16 protein-coding genes, 1 tRNA gene and 1 pseudogene are annotated in these 16,714 nt (G+C 52.0%); 13 read left to right on the top strand and 5 right to left on the bottom strand.

Translation table 11 applies throughout. The features are described from left to right. Positions 1-1,378, top strand: a 1,378-nt coding sequence (locus J1785_RS13055; RefSeq protein WP_238483207.1) for a carbohydrate porin, incomplete at its 5' end; no start/stop codon positions are given. Positions 1,379-1,578: 200 nt separating this feature from the next. On the opposite strand, the gene fadE is transcribed toward J1785_RS13055, so the two are convergent. Next, the gene (fadE, locus tag J1785_RS13050) at positions 1,579-4,047 is read right to left on the bottom strand and encodes an acyl-CoA dehydrogenase FadE (protein WP_217219531.1); all 2,469 of its coding nucleotides are present in this window, start codon (positions 4,045-4,047) and stop codon (positions 1,579-1,581) included. Positions 4,048-4,316: 269 nt separating this feature from the next. Between fadE and lpcA the strand changes: the two genes are divergently transcribed. Both lpcA and J1785_RS13040 read left to right on the top strand, forming a co-directional pair. Then, positions 4,317-4,895 (top strand): D-sedoheptulose 7-phosphate isomerase, encoded by a 579-nt coding sequence (gene lpcA, locus J1785_RS13045; RefSeq protein ID WP_129955060.1) that lies wholly within the window; start codon positions 4,317-4,319, stop codon positions 4,893-4,895. A 142-nt stretch (positions 4,896-5,037) separates the two neighbouring features. Continuing rightward, positions 5,038-5,805, top strand: coding sequence for a class II glutamine amidotransferase (locus tag J1785_RS13040; protein ID WP_015696178.1), 768 nt, complete (start codon positions 5,038-5,040; stop codon positions 5,803-5,805). On the opposite strand, the gene dpaA is transcribed toward J1785_RS13040, so the two are convergent. Beyond that, positions 5,776-6,501 carry a peptidoglycan meso-diaminopimelic acid protein amidase gene (gene dpaA, locus J1785_RS13035; protein ID WP_129955061.1) on the bottom strand — a complete coding sequence of 242 codons (726 nt, stop codon included), beginning with the start codon at positions 6,499-6,501 and terminating at the stop codon, positions 5,776-5,778. The genes J1785_RS13040 and dpaA overlap by 30 nt on opposite strands. A 281-nt stretch (positions 6,502-6,782) precedes the next feature. On the opposite strand from dpaA, the gene dinB reads away from it, so the two are divergent. Beyond that, positions 6,783-7,871, top strand: coding sequence for a DNA polymerase IV (gene dinB / locus J1785_RS13030; RefSeq protein ID WP_217137895.1), 1,089 nt, complete (start codon positions 6,783-6,785; stop codon positions 7,869-7,871). Positions 7,872-8,030: 159 nt separating this feature from the next. Here dinB and pepD read toward each other — a convergent pair whose 3' ends face one another. Next, the gene (pepD, locus tag J1785_RS13025) at positions 8,031-9,491 is read right to left on the bottom strand and encodes a beta-Ala-His dipeptidase (RefSeq protein WP_129992267.1); all 1,461 of its coding nucleotides are present in this window, start codon (positions 9,489-9,491) and stop codon (positions 8,031-8,033) included. 293 nt (positions 9,492-9,784) lie between these two features. Here pepD and gpt point away from each other — a divergent pair, with 293 nt between their 5' ends. The 6 genes from gpt (at position 9,785) to J1785_RS12995 (ending at position 14,858) form a co-directional block, all read left to right on the top strand. Further along, positions 9,785-10,243, top strand: a complete 459-nt coding sequence (gene gpt / locus J1785_RS13020) for a xanthine phosphoribosyltransferase (RefSeq protein WP_013574288.1) — start codon at positions 9,785-9,787, stop codon at positions 10,241-10,243. Positions 10,244-10,418: 175 nt separating this feature from the next. After that, positions 10,419-11,669, top strand: coding sequence for an esterase FrsA (frsA, locus tag J1785_RS13015; RefSeq protein WP_217219530.1), 1,251 nt, complete (start codon positions 10,419-10,421; stop codon positions 11,667-11,669). 63 nt (positions 11,670-11,732) lie between these two features. Continuing rightward, positions 11,733-12,134, top strand: a complete 402-nt coding sequence (gene crl / locus J1785_RS13010) for a sigma factor-binding protein Crl (RefSeq protein ID WP_015696183.1) — start codon at positions 11,733-11,735, stop codon at positions 12,132-12,134. A 122-nt stretch (positions 12,135-12,256) separates the two neighbouring features. Continuing rightward, complete coding sequence (proB, locus tag J1785_RS13005) at positions 12,257-13,360, top strand: glutamate 5-kinase (RefSeq protein ID WP_129992269.1); 1,104 nt, start codon at positions 12,257-12,259, stop codon at positions 13,358-13,360. A gap of 10 nt (positions 13,361-13,370) precedes the next feature. Next, positions 13,371-14,624, top strand: a complete 1,254-nt coding sequence (gene proA, locus J1785_RS13000; protein WP_129955066.1) for a glutamate-5-semialdehyde dehydrogenase — start codon at positions 13,371-13,373, stop codon at positions 14,622-14,624. A 158-nt stretch (positions 14,625-14,782) separates the two neighbouring features. Then, positions 14,783-14,858: transfer RNA gene (locus J1785_RS12995), tRNA-Thr, on the top strand. Positions 14,859-14,890: 32 nt separating this feature from the next. Here the strand turns inward: J1785_RS12995 and J1785_RS12990 are convergent. After that, positions 14,891-15,150, bottom strand: a pseudogene (locus tag J1785_RS12990) (helix-turn-helix domain-containing protein). 111 nt (positions 15,151-15,261) lie between these two features. Here J1785_RS12990 and J1785_RS12985 point away from each other — a divergent pair. Genes J1785_RS12985 through J1785_RS12975 form a run of 3 tightly spaced genes read left to right on the top strand, consistent with a single transcriptional unit; the run spans position 15,262 to position 16,105 of the window. Then, on the top strand, positions 15,262-15,522 hold the full coding sequence (locus J1785_RS12985; protein ID WP_129955070.1) for a helix-turn-helix domain-containing protein: 261 nt from the start codon (positions 15,262-15,264) through the stop codon (positions 15,520-15,522). A gap of 27 nt (positions 15,523-15,549) precedes the next feature. Further along, positions 15,550-15,813 (top strand): colicin immunity domain-containing protein, encoded by a 264-nt coding sequence (locus J1785_RS12980; RefSeq protein WP_217219529.1) that lies wholly within the window; start codon positions 15,550-15,552, stop codon positions 15,811-15,813. A 37-nt stretch (positions 15,814-15,850) separates the two neighbouring features. Continuing rightward, positions 15,851-16,105 (top strand): bacteriocin immunity protein, encoded by a 255-nt coding sequence (locus J1785_RS12975; protein ID WP_217219528.1) that lies wholly within the window; start codon positions 15,851-15,853, stop codon positions 16,103-16,105. Positions 16,106-16,117: 12 nt separating this feature from the next. Here J1785_RS12975 and J1785_RS26760 read toward each other — a convergent pair whose 3' ends face one another. After that, the gene (locus J1785_RS26760) at positions 16,118-16,585 is read right to left on the bottom strand and encodes a hypothetical protein (protein ID WP_238483206.1); all 468 of its coding nucleotides are present in this window, start codon (positions 16,583-16,585) and stop codon (positions 16,118-16,120) included. Positions 16,586-16,714: the final 129 nt, after the last annotated feature.

The following is a 16,714-nucleotide window of genomic DNA, read 5'->3' as shown; positions in this document are numbered from 1 at the left end:
GGCTTTATTAGTCGGGCTGGCTGTGTCTGCTCCCGCACTGGCAGCGAGTTCATCAGCCAGTCTGGAAGCCCGTATGGCGCAGCTTGAACAACGTCTTCAGCAGGCAGAAGCGCGCGCGGAAACGGCGGAAAAACAGATCCAGCAACTGACGAAGCAGGATGTGAAACGTGAGCAGCAAATAGCCAGCGTGAAAGAAGCCACGCCGGTAGAAGTTAAACAAGATGGAATATCGAAAGACAAATTGTTAACACTTAATGGATTTGATAATTTAAAACTATACGGCGATGTGGAATTTAATGTCGACGGCGCAAGCCGTAGCGGTCAATTAACCTCTGTCAGAACGCAGGATAATAAAAACTGGAAACCGGGAACCCATGAACGCTGGGATGTTAACGGACGGTTATTAATCGGGCTGGATGGTTATCGTCGTAATGATAACGGGCAATTCTCTGGATTTTCTGTACAGCCGACGGCTGACCTGAACGGTTCAATGACGCTTGATGATGCCGCCTTCTTCTTCGGCGAAGAAAAAGACTGGATGGCAAAAATCGGCCGTTTCGAAGCTTATGATATGTTCCCGCTTAATCAGGATACTTTTGTCGAGTACTCCGGTAATACCGCCAATGATCTGTACGCTGACGGCTACGGCTATGTCTATATGATGAAAGAAGGGCGCGGGCGCAGTGACAGCGGCGGCAACATCATGTTGAATAAAAACATCGGCAACTGGTATTTCGAGCTCAATACCTTACTGGAAGATGGTTCCGCGCTGTTTGCCGAGCAAAATTACCATGGCAATGAGCTTGAAAATGATAAAAACGTTGCGTATCTGCGCCCGATTATTGCCTGGAAAGCTGATGCATTCTCGGTGGCAGCCGCAATGGAAACCAATGTGGTGAATAATGCTTACGGTTACACCAACGATAAAGGCGATTTCGTTGACCAGTCCAAACGTAATGGTTACGGCATGACCATGACCTGGGACGGGCAGAAAGCTGACCCTGAAAATGGCGTGGTGGCTAACCTGAGCACTGCCTACATGGATGCATCGGATGAGAAAGATTTTACCGTCGGCGCCAATGCGTTGTGGAAACGCTTCGAACTGGGCTATATCTATGCGCATAACAAAATTGAAGATTTCAACATTAATGGCGTTCGTGCATCCGATTACGACGATGACTGGTTCGATGAGCCGGGCAGCTATGACATTCATACCATTCACGCCAGTTATCTGATCCCGAACGTCATGAACATGGAAAACTTTAACGTGTACCTGGGTGCGTATATCTCCATGCTTGAAGCGGATAAAACTTACAGCAGCGATGATGACAGCGACCAGAGGTATGGGGGGCGTGTCCGCTTTAAATACTACTTCTGATTACCCGTCATAATTCTGGCTGCAGATGCGTTGGCTTCGCGCACTTACCCCAGTCACATAGTTATCTATGTTCCTGGGGATGCGTTTACTTGCCGCCTTCCTGCAACCTGAATTCTTTAGGGTAATACGTGTGTATCTTCACAAATAATAAAAGCCTGAGTGCGTAAACACTCAGGCTTTTTTATGACTTAACCGTTAAATCAGGCAGCTTCGGTGTGGCGGGGGTTCGCCTCAGCCTTTTTTACGCTGTCTTTCTCCGCTTCTGGTTTTTGCGCAGCCAGGGCGTCCGGCTCAAACTCATCGACGTTGATTGAACGCAGACGGCTTTCTTCCGCACGGCTCAGGATACGCGCATCGTCGGCGCTCAGATGACCAGCATCCAGACCTTTTTGCGCCAGAATATCCAGACGGGTGAATGGCAGCTTTTTGCCCATCGCATCGCACAGACGTTTGTGAACCGGCTCAGCGGCCAGAATATCCTGCAACGCTTCTTCCAGCAGACCGACCGGATTGTGCTCGCTTGGCGTCAGATACTGACCACGCCCGATGCGGCTGCGGGTCGCGGAAGGCACCTGAAGAATACGCGCCAGCTCGTGATCCAGACGATCTGACGGGGCGGAATGCGAACGGCCCAGCGGGAAAATCACCACCCGCATCACACCGGCCACAAAACGGTTCGGGAAGTTACGCAGCAGGTCGTCGATAGCCACTTCAGCCTGGTGCAGACAATCCTGCACGCCCCAGTGCACCAGCGGTAAATCCGCTTCGTTACAGCCTTCTTCGTCATAGCGTTTCAGCGTCGCCGTGGCCAGATACATCTGGCTGAGGATATCACCGAGGCGGGCGGAAATACGTTCGCGACGTTTCAGGCTGCCACCCAGCACCCCCATCGACACGTCAGCCAGCAGGGCCAGATTGGCGCTCAGACGGTTGATGTGCTGGTAATAACGGGCAGTTTTATCATTGACCGGCGTATCGCTGGTACGACCGTCAGTCAGGCCAAGCCAGAAACTGCGCATTTGGTTGCTACCCACGTGGCCGATATGTCCGAACAGCGCGCGGTCGAAATCATCCAGATCATTTTTCTCCGCCGCCGCCATTTCACGAAGCACATAAGGATGGCAGCGGATCGCACCCTGACCGAAGATGATCATGCTGCGGGTCAGAATGTTGGCACCTTCCACGGTAATTGCAATCGGCGCGCCCTGATAAGAGCGGGCCACGAAGTTACTGGTGCCGAGCATAATGCCTTTACCGCCGGTGATATCCATCGCATCCATCACGGCGCGCTGGCCGCGGTGTGTACAGTGGTATTTCACGATAGCGGACAGCACCGCCGGTTTTTCACCCAGCATAATACCGTTAGTGATAAGCGTCGCGGCGGCATCCATCACATAAGCATTACCGGCAATGCGTGCCAGCGGTTCTTCAATACCTTCCATTTTACCGATCGGCAGTTTGAACTGACGGCGGATATAAGCATAAGCACCGGTCGCCAGCGCCAGAGATTTCAGGCTGCCGGTCGAGTTAGAGGGCAGCGTGATGCCCCGGCCCACAGAAAGACATTCCACCAGCATCCGCCAGCCCTGACCGGCCATTTTCGGGCCGCCAATGATGTAATCGATCGGGACAAAGATATCGCTGCCACGTGTCGGACCGTTCTGGAAGGGCACATTCAGCGGGAAGTGACGGTGACCAATTTCCACACCGGCGGTGTCGGTTGGGATCAGTGCACAGGTAATGCCTAAATCAGTTTCGCTGCCGAGCAGGTGATCGGGATCTTTCAGTTTAAACGCCAGGCCCAGTACGGTGGCGATAGGTGCCAGCGTGATGTAACGCTTGTTCCAGGTCAGGCGCATGCCGAGCACTTCTTTCCCCTGCCACTGACCTTTACACACGATACCGAAATCAGGGATGGCTCCGGCATCAGAACCTGCTTCCGGGCTGGTCAGGGCGAAACACGGGATTTCCAGACCGGCGGCCAGACGTGGCAGATAGTGATCTTTCTGCTCTTCGGTACCGTAATGTTGCAGCAGTTCGCCCGGCCCGAGGGAGTTCGGTACACCGACGGTGATCGCCAGAATGCCCGACACACCGGCCAGCTTTTGCAGCACACGCGCCTGTGCGTAAGCTGAGAATTCCAGGCCACCGTATTCTTTCTTAATGATCATCGCGAAGAAGCGGTGCTCTTTCAGATATGCCCACAGTTCCGGCGGCAAATCAGCCAGTTCGTGGGTGATCTGAAAATCATTAGCCATGCGGCAGGCTTCTTCAACCGGCCCGTCAATAAAACGCTGTTCTTCCTCTGTCAGTTGCTGCTCAGGGTAATTCTGTAATTTCTCCCAGTCCGGTTTGCCACCAAACAGGTCGCCTTCCCACCAGGTAGTGCCCGCTTCAATCGCTTCTTTTTCCGTACGGGACATAGCAGGCATCACTTTACGGAAGGTACGCAGCGCGGGGCCGGAGAATAAGGCGCGACGCAGGGCAGGAATATTGAAAGGCAGAAGAATGATCGCCAGCGGCAATAACAACCACAGCGTCCACAGATGAATAGCGCCCATGGCCGCTGTAAACGCCAGCAAAATCAGGCTGCTAAGGGCAAGGTTGACCTTGTGATAGAACAACGCACCAAGGATCACGATAAATGCAACAATGCTAAGAACCATCATAGTAAAGCTCCTGAGTCGTAGGAGGTCTGACCTGTTGTAGGGATACAATGGTTGTAGTTCATGCTCATTTCTTTATCAATGTGTTTACATATTAATTACAACGCAGCTCACAAACCGGTCGCACGAAGCGTCAAAAACAGAAACTATCGGAATCATTACCGCTTCACTGCTTCTCGCTGTTTCGGCTTTCCGTTAAACTGCACAGCGGAACGTTTTATTGCTATCGGCCGTGCTGAAACCGGCTGTAAATGGACATAAAAGAGGCTGCTATGTATCTGGATATTATCCGTACTGAACTGAACGAAGCTGCTGATACGCTGAATAAATTCATCAGCGATCCGTCAAATATTGAGTCTATTCAACGTGCAGCAGTGCTGCTGGCGGATTCATTCAAAGCGGGTGGGAAAGTGATTTCCTGCGGTAACGGGGGTTCACACTGCGATGCCATGCATTTTGCAGAAGAACTGACAGGCCGCTATCGCGAAAACCGTCCGGGTTATCCGGCCATTGCGATTTCCGACGTCAGCCACATCTCATGCGTCGGTAACGATTTCGGTTACGAATATATCTTTTCCCGTTATCTGGAAGCCGTGGGTCAGAAGGGCGATGTGCTTCTGGGTATCTCCACTTCCGGTAATTCCGGTAATGTGATCAAAGCCATCGAAGCCGCGCGCGCCAAAGGCATGAAAGTCATCACCCTGACCGGTAAAGACGGCGGGAAAATGGACGGTTCAGCCGACGTGGAAATCCGCGTTCCGCACTTTGGTTTCGCTGACCGCGTGCAGGAAATTCACATTAAAGTGATCCATATCCTGATTCTCTTAATCGAAAAAGAAATGGCGAAATAATTCGCCGCACGTTGGTAATACGGCGTTGAAATCTGGCTCAGAATGCTCATTTACTCTGTGTAAACTCCGCTTCTTCGCCGGATCCCGCTTTGTCACACCATAGTGCAGCGCATTATTAAAATAATAAAAAGGGGGGCTGGTGATGTGCGAATTGCTCGGGATGAGCGCTAACGTTCCTACTGATATTTGTTTCAGTTTCAGCGGATTAGTGCAGCGCGGTGGCGGAACCGGCCCGCATAAAGACGGCTGGGGCATCACCTTTTATGAAGGCAATGGCTGTCGTACTTTTAAAGATCCGACGCCAAGCTTTAATTCGCCCATTGCCCGCCTTGTTCAGGAATACCCGATCAAATCCTGCGCGGTGATTTCTCATATCCGCCAGGCAAACCGTGGCGAAGTGGCACTGGAAAACACCCATCCGTTTACCCGCGAGCTGTGGGGACGCAACTGGACTTACGCACACAACGGTCAGCTTCGCGGCTATCGCCAGCTGGATACCGGTACCCTGCGCCCGGTGGGGCAGACCGACAGCGAATACGCGTTCTGCTGGTTATTGCACAAACTCACTCAACGTTATCCGCGCCGCCCTGCAAGCTGGCCGCCGGTGTTTCGCTATATTGCGTCGCTGGCTGATGAGTTAAGGCAGAAAGGGGTGTTTAACATGTTGCTGTCGGATGGCAATTTTGTGATGGCGTATTGCTCGACGAATTTACACTGGATCACGCGGCGTGCGCCTTTTGGCAAGGCAACGTTGTTGGATCAGGATGTGGAAATTGATTTTCAGCAGCAGACGACACCGGATGATGTCGTCACTGTGATTGCCACGCAACCGCTGACGGCGAACGAAACCTGGAACAAAATTGCTCCAGGTGAATTCGCATTATTTCATCGGGGCGAACGCCAGCTGTGAAGGCAGCGGGGTGTTGGACAACGGTTGCAGCACTTCATATTTACCGTCAGTGACCACGACATTCGGTGGCTGATGGTGTTTTTCAAAGTACGCATATCCTGGCTGCAACTGGTTCCAGAAACTGTAGTAGCTGGAGTTTTTATGCGCCTTCATGTTGGCATCGGTCATCCTGAACGGATAAATGCTAATCTTTAAACTGCGTTGCCCGAACTGGAATGCCGCCTGTACGTACGTAAAGATTTCGTCCATATAGCCGTCGGTCATGGCATAGCAACCGATAGACTTACAGTTACCGTGAATCATCAGATACTTACCTGAATAACCCTGCGAGATATCGTAAGCATTCGGGAAACCGATGTTGATGGCACGATAAAAGCGGCTGTCAGGCTTCAGGTGGTGAATATCCACGTTGTAGAAACCTTCCGGACTTTTAAAATCGCCTTCGCGACGTTTATTTCCCAAACCGCCGGAAAAATCGCAGATGCCATAACTGCCAATCAGGCGAAATTCGCCGTCGAGCTGGGCATACAATTCGAGTTTACGTTCTTGTTTGAAGATCTGAATATAAACCGGTGCGCCCAGTAATTGTTTTTTAAGTGTCGCGTTGACCGGGACAGCATCGCTGGCCACGGCGTAATTTGCTGTAAATAAAGGCAAACTGAGGAGCATCGCAAGAAACAGCGCGATTCTGATCATTCTAAGTCCTGCTCGGTAATAATTTTGATTATGTTGTCTACAGCTGAACTGCCTGTAAGACCGCCACTGATTTTCTTCTTATGTACTGCCTGTCTGAAACGATGCCATATTAATACTGATTAAATTTTTAGCAATCACCAAATAATGAATAATGACTTTCGAAATAGGAAATTTATTACGATGCCATTTCTGGTGATTCATTAAGCCAAATTAACCCGGATTTTGTGTGTTTGAAATTACGCCATCCCACTGTATACTTATACAGTTATCAGGGGAGGGCTATGCGTAAAATCATTCACGTTGATATGGACTGCTTTTTCGCGGCCGTCGAGATGCGCGATGATCCTTCCCTGCGCGACATTCCTATTGCCATTGGCGGCAGCCGTGACCGCCGTGGCGTCATCAGCACCGCCAATTATCCTGCGCGCAAATTCGGCGTGCACAGTGCGATGCCGACCGGTATGGCACTGAAACTTTGCCCGCACCTGAAAGTCATCCCCGGCCGAATGGAGGCTTATAAAGAAGCTTCAAACCACATCCGTGAAATCTTTGCGCGTTATACCCCATTGATCGAACCGCTGTCACTTGACGAAGCTTATCTGGATGTTTCCGACGCAACGCAATGCAACGGCTCCGCGACGCTTATTGCTGCAGAAATCCGTCAGGCCATTTTCGATGAAATCAGGCTGACGGCCTCTGCCGGCATTGCACCGATAAAATTTCTGGCAAAAATCGCCTCGGACCTGAACAAGCCTAACGGCCAGTTTGTGATCACGCCGGATAAAGTCGATGCGTTTTTACAGGATCTTCCGCTGGGTAAAATCCCCGGCGTCGGCAAAGTCACAGCCCAGCGTTTGCAGGCGCTGGGGCTGAACACCTGCGGCGATGTACAGCGCTATGATCTGGCGACACTGCTCAAACGATTTGGCAAGTTTGGCCGGGTACTGTGGGAGCGCTGCCAGGGTATTGATGAACGTGAAATATCCCCCGAGCGGTTGCGCAAATCGGTCGGCGTGGAACGCACGCTGGCAGAAGATATTCACAGCTGGGAAGAATGCGTGGCATTGATCGAACGTTTATATCCGGAACTGCACATACGCCTGAGCCGTGTCAGTCCGGATCTGCGCATCGCCCGTCAGGGGGTAAAACTCAAATTCCATGATTTTCAGCAGACCACGCAGGAACACGTCTGGCCGGTGCTCAATAAAGAAGATTTACTGAAAGTGGCGCGGGAGGCATGGGAGAAACGGCGTGGCGGACGGGGCGTCAGGCTGGTGGGATTACACGTGACGTTGCAGGATCCGCAGATAGAGCGGCAGCTTCTTTTGGATTTGAGCTCCTCCCCCTGTGATGAACTGAACTCCGAATGAAGGTTTAAAAAGTCCAACATTCGGGGTTCAGTTCAGTGAAGGGGGAGGTCGGGAGGGGGTTTAGCAAGCAAAATCAATGCCTGAGAATAATTCAATCTATTGATTTTGCTTTAATAGCCCATCCCAGCCCTCCCCTTCGCAGGGGAGGGAGCCAAAATATCATTTCTTTTCAGGAATTGCTTTCAGCAGGGCTGTCAGCAGTTGCCAGTACAGCCCGACGCTGGCGATTTCAACCTGTTCATCCGGCGAATGCGGGCCGGTGATAGTTGGCCCGATGGAAACCATGTCCATGTCCGGATACGGTTTTTTGAACAGACCGCATTCCAGACCGGCGTGGATCACCATGATGTTCGGGGTTTTGCTGAACAGTGACTGGTAAGTTTCACGCACCAGCGTCATCACCGGCGAGCTTGGCTCAGGTTTCCAGCCAGGGTAGCTGCCTTTTGCCAGACTTTTTGCACCAGCCAGTTCACTCAGTGAGCTCAGCATGCTGACCACATATTCTTTACCGCTGTCGATAAGCGAACGGATCAGGCTGTTGATCGCCACTTCGTCATCTTTCATCGTGACAACACCGACGTTGAGCGATGTTTCGACCACACCTTTCACATCATCACTCATGCGGATCACGCCGTTAGGCGTCGCGTTCAGCAGCGCAAGGAACTTATCCTGACTGTCCTGGCTCAGTGCCCTGGCATTGCTTTCAGCCGTTTCCGCGACAAAAACGATCTTCTTCTCAACGGCTGACAGTTCAAACTGAATCGTCGCCAGGAATTCCTGTGCTGCCGCTTTCAGTGCGTCCGCTTTATCGGCGGCAACCGCCAGAGTCGCAATGGCTTCACGCGGGATGGCGTTACGCAGCGTGCCGCCGGTAAAGTCCAGCAGGCGCAGACCCAGGGTCCCCGCGTTGTCTGCCAGGAAACGTGCCAGCAGTTTGCTGGCGTTGCCCAGACCTAAGTGAATTTCAGCGCCGGAGTGGCCGCCTTTCAGGCCTTTCAGGGTCAGTTTCAGCACGCTGAAACCGGCCGGAACCGCTTCACGGCTCAGCGGCAGTGTGGCGGTAAAATCAATCCCGCCGGCGCACCCCATGTAGATTTCGCCTTCGGTTTCAGAATCGGTGTTGATCAGAATTTCAGACTGTAACCAGTTCGGTTGCAGGCCGAATGCGCCCGCCATGCCGGTTTCTTCGGTCATGGTCAGCAGCACTTCCAGCGGGCCGTGTTCTACGCTGTCATCAGCCAGAACCGCCAGCGCGGATGCCATACCGATACCGTTGTCAGAACCCAGCGTGGTACCGCGGGCTTTTACCCAACCGTCTTCAATAAATGGCTGGATCGGATCTTTAGTGAAATCATGAACAGTATCGTTGTTTTTCTGCGGCACCATATCGAGGTGAGCCTGCAGGGCAACGGCTTTGCGGTTTTCCATGCCCGGGGTGGCCGGTTTGCGCAGCAAAATATTGCCAACTTCATCACGCTCAGCGTGGATACCCTTTTCCTGTGCCCATTCAACGATGTGTTTTGCCAGCGCTTCTTCGTGATAAGAAGGGTGCGGAATAGAACAAATTTTGGCAAAAATATCCCACAACGGTTGTGGCGAAAGCTGAGACAGTTCAGACACTATAAGTCTCCTGTAACAGTCAGCTCATTCAGGCTCCGTTTGCAGGGGAACTGACTGAGATGCTGTAGGTTTAAGGTTAAGTAATCCCCGCCAGACTGTGTGGCGAGTGGCCTGACAGAATATCACTTAATCTTAACCTGTGCGCGGGCACGGGGAGAAATTCCGGGATTTTTGGGGCGCAGGGACCCGATAATCGCTGGTTTTTGTGAGCCGGACTCACTATAATCTCGCGCAACCTTTTTTCCCCCCACTACTTTTTTAGAAGCCGTTAATTCACTGGCTGGGACACCTTTATGAGCGAAAAATACGTTGTAACCTGGGACATGCTGCAAATCCACGCCCGCACCATGGCTAAACGCCTGCTGCCGGCAGAACAATGGAAAGGCATTATTGCCGTCAGCCGTGGTGGCCTGGTTCCGGCAGCGTTGCTGGCTCGCGAGCTGTGCATTCGCCATGTGGATACCGTCTGTATCTCCAGCTACGACCATGATAATCAGCGCGAAATGCAGGTGCTGAAACGCGCAGAAGGCGACGGTGAAGGCTTCATCGTGATCGACGATCTGGTGGATACCGGCGGCACCGCGAAAGCGATCCGCGAAATGTACCCGAAGGCGCATTTCATCACCATCTTCGCAAAACCAGCCGGTGCTCCGCTGGTCGATGACTACGTGATCGACATCCCGCAGAACACCTGGATCGAACAGCCGTGGGATATGGGGGTTGTCTTTGTGCCTCCGTTAGTGGGTAAGTAATTTTCCCTTACTGTTGATAAACGCCTGGCTCATTGCCGGGCGTTTTGCTTTTGTTGACTTGAAATCCTTTCCGCTTGACCTCATACCTCACTTGTCGCAACGTGGGCGGGTTATAATCCCGTCTAAATGATCGCCTGCGGGCGACCTGCTGCTTGCTAACGGAGGATCTTGCATCATGGCTCCAGCCAATCTTACGGAAAAACTGTTTAAACCTTCGTTCAAATACCCGGAAACATCGACGCTGGTTCACCGCGTTCATCACCATAATACGCACCCGCCGATGCACTCTGCACTGGAAGGCGACACGGTCCATTGCTGGTACCGTACGATTAACCGTTTGATGTGGATGTGGCGCGGGGTCGATCCGCTGGAAGTGGAAGAAGTGCTGTCGCGCATTGCTGTCTCCCAGGCGGAACACAGTGATCCGTTGCTGCTTGATACTGTAATTGGTTACCGTAATGGCAACTGGATCTACGAATGGTCAAAACAGGCGATGCACTGGCAGCAAAAAGCCGCCGAAGAAAAAGACCCGGATGTGGCGAGCGACTACTGGCTGAAAGCCGCCAACCTTTACAGTATTGCCAGTTATCCGCATCTGAAAGGCGATACGCTGGCGGAACAGGCGCAGGCGCTGGCCAATAAAGCCTTTGAAAAATCCTCGGAACATTCGCCTTATGAACTGAAAGAGCTGGAATTTAAGATCTCCGGCGGCACGCCGATCACCGGTTTCCTGCACCTGCCGGACGCAGGCAAAGCGCCGTTCCCGACGGTGATGGTGTGTGGCGGTCTCGATACCTTGCAGAGTGACCATCAGCGCCTGTTCCGTTCGTATCTTGCGCCGATGGGCATTGCCATGCTGACCATTGACATGCCGTCGATCGGTTTTTCGTCGAAGTGGAAACTGACCCAGGACACCAGCTTCCTGCATCAGCAGGTGCTGATGCAGCTTTCGGATGTGCCATGGGTTGATGCCAGCCGCGTCAGTTTGCTCGGCTACCGTTTTGGTGCCAACGTTGCCGTGCGGCTGGCGTATCTCGAACCGCGCCGCGTGCGTGCAGTCGCCACTCTGGGGGCGCTGGCGCATACACTGCTGAGCGACCCGAAATGCCAGGAACAAGTGCCGGACATGTATATGGATGTGCTGGCGAGTCGTATTGGCATGTCGAGTGCGTCTGATTCGGCATTGAAAACCGAACTTAATCGTTATTCTCTGAAAACGCAGGGGCTGCTCGGGCGGAGAACGCCGACGCCCATGCTGGCTGCATACTGGGAGAACGATATTTTCAGTCCTAAGAGCGAAGCTAAGCTGATTGCGGATTCTTCCGCTGACGGCAAGCTGTTGCCTATCCGCAGCGAGCCGCTTTACGGACATTTTGACAGCGCTTTACATGAGATTTGCAACTGGCTGCAAAACCATATGCGTTAACTTAACAGTTGCTAATTCCTAACGGTTTGTTAAAAAGGATCGTCTTTCTATGGAGGTTGTACTATGACGTTACCAAGCGGTCATCCTAAAAGCAGGCTAATGAAACGTTTCGGTACACTGGGACCGTACATCAGAGAAGGGAAATGCGAAAACGACCGCTTTTTCTTTGACTGTTTAGCTGTCTGCGTGAACGTTAAGCCCGCGCCGGAGAAGCGTGAATTCTGGGGCTGGTGGATTGAATTACAGGCCGAAGCCGAACGTTTTACCTATGTTTATCACTTCGGATTGTTTGATAAAGACGGCATCTGGAAAGCGCAAAACATTAAAGATGCTGAAGTGCGGGAAAAACTTGAGACGACATTAAAAGGGTTCCACAAAAACCTGAATGCTATGATTGAAGAGATGTCCCTCAGACTGGAACCTGCTGATGATTTCAGCGAGGAACCGGTGAAGCTCTCCGCCTGACTTTCTGTACTACCCATTCCCACGATGAATACTGCTATTATAGCGTTATGCCGGTTGGCATAACGCTTCTCACTGGTTACAAAGACAAAGAAGCCCTTCTTTTTCACATTAATGGAACGATTATGAGTGGTAGTCAGACACTGGTTGTAAAACTGGGCACCAGCGTGCTCACTGGCGGCTCACGCCGCCTCAACCGTGCTCACATTGTTGAGCTTGTCCGCCAGTGCGCGCAGCAACATGCGGCAGGGCACCGGATTGTGATTGTCACGTCGGGCGCGATTGCCGCCGGGCGCGAACATCTTGGCTACCCCGAACTCCCCGCCACCATTGCTTCCAAACAACTGCTGGCTGCCGTCGGGCAAAGCCGTTTGATCCAGCTGTGGGAGCAATTGTTCTCGATTTATGGCATCCACATTGGTCAGATGCTGCTGACGCGTGCCGATATGGAAGACCGCGAGCGGTTCCTGAACGCCCGCGACACGATGCACGCGCTGCTTGATAACCATATCGTGCCGGTCATTAACGAAAACGATGCGGTGGCCACCGCTGAAATTAAAGTCGGCGATAACGACAATCTCTCCGCGCTGGCCGCTATTCTGGCGGGTGCTGATAAATTGCTGCTTCTGACCGATCAGCGTGGTCTGTTTACTGCCGATCCGCGTACCAACCCGCAGGCAGAGCTTATCCGCGAAGTCATGACCATTGATGATGAACTGCGCGGCGTGGCGGGTGACAGTGTTTCCGGTCTCGGCACCGGCGGCATGGCCACCAAACTGCAGGCGGCGGATGTCGCGTGCCGTGCGGGCGTCGATACCATTATTGCTGCGGGCAGCCTGCCGGGCGTGATTGGCGATGTCATTAACGGTATTTCGGTCGGCACACGTTTTCACGCGATGGAAACCCCGCTGGAAAACCGTAAGCGCTGGATCTTCGGCGCACCGCCAGCCGGTGAAATCACCATCGACGACGGCGCGGTTTCTGCCATGATGGAGCGCGGCAGTTCGCTGCTGCCAAAGGGGATCCGCGAAGTGAAAGGCGATTTCTCGCGTGGCGAAGTGATCCGCATCCGCAACCTGAACGGGCGTGACCTCGCGCACGGCGTCAGCCGCTATAACAGCGATGCGATGCGCATGATTGCGGGTCATCATTCTCAGCAGATCAGCGAAATTCTCGGTTACGAATACGGCCCGGTTGCCGTTCACCGTGACGACATGATTGTCAGTTAAGGAGCTACAGATGCTTAACGAGATGGGAAAGGCCGCGAAAGCCGCGTCCTGGCAGCTCTCCACCCTCAGCACCGCGCAGAAAAACCGTGCGCTGATGCTGATGGCCGACATGCTCGAGGCCAACAGCCAGAGCATTATTCTTGCCAACGAACTCGACATGGCCGCCGCCCGCGAAAGCGGCATGAGCGAAGCGTTATTAGACCGCCTGCTGCTGACGCCTGCGCGTTTATCGGCAATTGCCAGCGACGTGCGCGATGTCTGCCGCCTGAGCGATCCGGTCGGGCAGGTGATTGACGGTTCACAGCAGGACAGCGGTTTGCGTCTTGAACGCCGCCGCGTGCCGCTCGGCGTGATCGGCGTGATTTACGAAGCGCGTCCGAACGTCACCATCGACGTCGCCAGCCTGTGCCTGAAAACCGGCAACGCCGTGATCCTGCGTGGCGGTAAAGAAACGCACCACACCAATCAGGCGACGGTTAACGTCATTCAGATGGCGCTGGAAGAATGCGGATTGCCGAAAGCTGCGGTTCAGGCGATTGAAAGCCCGGATCGCGCACTGGTCGCAGAACTGCTGCGCCTGGATAAATACGTCGACATGCTGATCCCGCGCGGTGGTGCGGCGCTGCACAAACTGTGCCGCGAACAATCCACCATTCCGGTGATCACCGGCGGAATCGGCGTGTGTCATACGTTTGTGGATGAAAGCGTCGATTTCGACAAAGCGCTGACCGTGCTGGAAAGCGCCAAAGTGCAGCGTCCGAGCGCCTGTAACAGCCTCGAAACCGTACTGGTGCATCAGGCGATTGCCGCCCGTTTTCTGCCGGAACTGAGCGACAACATGCACCGCGCAGGCGTTACGTTGCACGCCAGCGAATCCGCGATGCCGTATCTGCAAAACGGCCCGGCGAAAGTGCTGGCGGTGACCGAAGAAGATTATTCAGATGAATGGTTGTCACTGGATCTGAACGTGACGGTGGTGGCTGATCTGGATGCCGCCGTGGCGCATATCCGCACCTACGGCACCGAACATTCCGATGCGATCCTCACCCGTTCCATCAGCAGCGCGGACAGGTTCGTGCGCGAAGTGGATTCCTCTGCGGTTTACGTCAACGCCAGCACCCGTTTCACCGACGGCGGCCAGTTCGGTTTAGGCGCAGAAGTGGCGGTCAGCACACAAAAACTGCACGCCCGCGGCCCGATGGGATTAGAAGCCCTGACGACTTACAAATGGATTGGTTACGGCGACGATTTAGTTCGTCCTTAACCCGTGGCACCGGTGGATTTTTCGTCATGAAGCCGGTGCTAAATCCCTATTTCATTCAGGGTGATGAGAAAAGCAGCAAACGCACAGCAGGGGGCTTGACGGCAGCCTCAGATTTCACTAATTTAGCACCCCGTAGTTCCCCGGTAACACTTCAAAATGCCGACTTAGCTCAGTAGGTAGAGCAACTGACTTGTAATCAGTAGGTCACCAGTTCGATTCCGGTAGTCGGCACCATTTCAGCTTTAAACTCCTTGATTACCAAAAATTCATGTAGGATGGCACCTCAGCTTTCTGTCTATTTTTGTTCCTGTATTCCCATCAAAATACCGACTCGGCCAGATCTCTCTAGCTTCAACCCCAATCGTCTTTGCAATAATCATTTCACCTTTCGGCCACGGTCTTGCCAGCGAATTGGAAAGGGTGGATGAACTCAACCCCGCGTCCCTCGAAACAGCTGCCATTGTTGTCCCTTTCTTTCTGATTGCCGGATGATATCTGCAGTGTGCCAATCTTTTGAACCTGTCATATAAGACTCCCTGTTAATGGTGAATACTAAGTTATCCTTAGCATGTGTGGCGCTTAAAAATAACACAATAGAAAACTAAGAATAACTTAGTAAAAGGTTGGCTCCGGCATCATGTTGATCAAGAGACTCAAGGAAGCGCGTTTGCGTGCTGGGCTTTCTCAATACAAGTTAGGCGTTCTGGCGGGTGTTGATGAGGCATCGTCGAGCGCACGGATGAATCAATATGAAAAAGGTAAACATCAGCCGGATCTGGAAACGGTGAAGCGAATTGCGAAAGTATTGGATGTGCCTGTGGCTTATCTCTATGCCGAAGAAGACGACCTTGCTGCGCTGATTATTGTATTTCATGAAAATAGAAAGCAGTCAGTTTAGTGTTTTCAAGCTCAGGGAGCCAAAAAAATGAGTCAGAAACTTTTAACCTTCGCCAGATCATTTATTAATGGCGAGATCTCAGCCGAAGATTTCGCCGACCCCTATCAGATATTATGGAAAACTGAGGGTGAAAATGGTGATTCGCTGAAAGATAACTATCAGGACAGTGAAAAATGTTCGACCATTTTTTGTCTCGCAGATCAATTCAATCCTGACAATGATCGTGAGAAAGATGAATTTGATGCTGATGAACTTAAAGCGCGGGTTCGGGCCGTTTTGGATAACGAATGACCCTCAGGTTTCAACTGAATTCAGATAAGAGAAAAACATGCAGCTCAAAGATAAGTTTGAAGAATACTCGGAAGCCGAATTTATTGCGCTGGTGAAAGATATTTTCGATGTGCATGGCAGCGAGTCATATCAGGACAGTTTACTGGAAAATTTCAGCCGGGTTACCGGGCATCCTTCAGGTACTGATTTAATTTTTTATCCTGAAGGCGATAAAACAGTAACTCCAGAGAGTGTAGTTACCGAAATTAAACAGTGGTGGACTTCTGTCGGGAAAGCATTGTTTAGGAGCTGATTAGTCTCTATGTCATCCGAATTCAGGCAGCAGATCATATTTCTGTCGCCTGTGATTTATCACGAATGTTATTTCTCTGCATTTTGGAGCAATAATTTTGCTGCATAAATCCTGTCTTTCAGCGGGGCAGGATTCAGATGACAGCGTAATGATCCGATTCAGGTCATCCGTATCCAGTGTAGAATCAATATGCCTCAGAATATATTTTTCAAATCCTGAATCGTGACTTATCAACGATTGCAGTTTTACGGTTTCCGGCCATTTATCGACAAGCAACCTCGCGACCGCTTCTGAATTCCCTTCAGCAATACTGCCATCATCACATTGTGCGTAAGCGATGTAGTTTTTATGTATGGCCTCCCATGAATTGAGATTGTCCACTGCAATATCTGCTGCTTCTGCATCATTCTCAGTGCAGGTCCTTGCATTAGCACCAATAGAAAATAGCGTGAGTAATAATATCGTGGCGGTTATTTTCATATAAATTCCATACGAACACCCTGGTATGTCCTGTTGTCATTTCTCTGGGTCGAACCTGCGGCGGAAGGCCCGCTATTTATTTTAACGTCTCCCTAAGTCTACTCCGTGATCCCTTTAAAAAGGTATACC

It is taken from the genome of Rahnella perminowiae (assembly GCF_019049755.1).
In the GTDB taxonomy this organism is placed as follows: Bacteria; Pseudomonadota; Gammaproteobacteria; order Enterobacterales; family Enterobacteriaceae; genus Rahnella; species Rahnella perminowiae.
The sequence above is the reverse complement of the archived record's forward strand: the minus strand, read 5'-3'. Positions and strand labels throughout refer to the sequence as shown.

Bases quoted from the DNA above. Each gene is read 5' to 3' on its own strand.
- fadE (WP_217219531.1), bottom strand. From the start codon at position 4,047: ATGATGGTTCTTAGCATTGTTGCATTTATCGTGATCCTTGGTGCGTTG.
- lpcA (WP_129955060.1), top strand. From the start codon at position 4,317: ATGTATCTGGATATTATCCGTACTGAACTGAACGAAGCTGCTGATACG.
- J1785_RS13040 (WP_015696178.1), top strand. From the start codon at position 5,038: ATGTGCGAATTGCTCGGGATGAGCGCTAACGTTCCTACTGATATTTGT.
- dpaA (WP_129955061.1), bottom strand. From the start codon at position 6,501: ATGATCAGAATCGCGCTGTTTCTTGCGATGCTCCTCAGTTTGCCTTTA.
- dinB (WP_217137895.1), top strand. From the start codon at position 6,783: ATGCGTAAAATCATTCACGTTGATATGGACTGCTTTTTCGCGGCCGTC.
- gpt (WP_013574288.1), top strand. From the start codon at position 9,785: ATGAGCGAAAAATACGTTGTAACCTGGGACATGCTGCAAATCCACGCC.
- frsA (WP_217219530.1), top strand. From the start codon at position 10,419: ATGGCTCCAGCCAATCTTACGGAAAAACTGTTTAAACCTTCGTTCAAA.
- crl (WP_015696183.1), top strand. From the start codon at position 11,733: ATGACGTTACCAAGCGGTCATCCTAAAAGCAGGCTAATGAAACGTTTC.
- proB (WP_129992269.1), top strand. From the start codon at position 12,257: ATGAGTGGTAGTCAGACACTGGTTGTAAAACTGGGCACCAGCGTGCTC.
- proA (WP_129955066.1), top strand. From the start codon at position 13,371: ATGCTTAACGAGATGGGAAAGGCCGCGAAAGCCGCGTCCTGGCAGCTC.
- J1785_RS12985 (WP_129955070.1), top strand. From the start codon at position 15,262: ATGTTGATCAAGAGACTCAAGGAAGCGCGTTTGCGTGCTGGGCTTTCT.
- J1785_RS12980 (WP_217219529.1), top strand. From the start codon at position 15,550: ATGAGTCAGAAACTTTTAACCTTCGCCAGATCATTTATTAATGGCGAG.
- J1785_RS12975 (WP_217219528.1), top strand. From the start codon at position 15,851: ATGCAGCTCAAAGATAAGTTTGAAGAATACTCGGAAGCCGAATTTATT.
- J1785_RS26760 (WP_238483206.1), bottom strand. From the start codon at position 16,585: ATGAAAATAACCGCCACGATATTATTACTCACGCTATTTTCTATTGGT.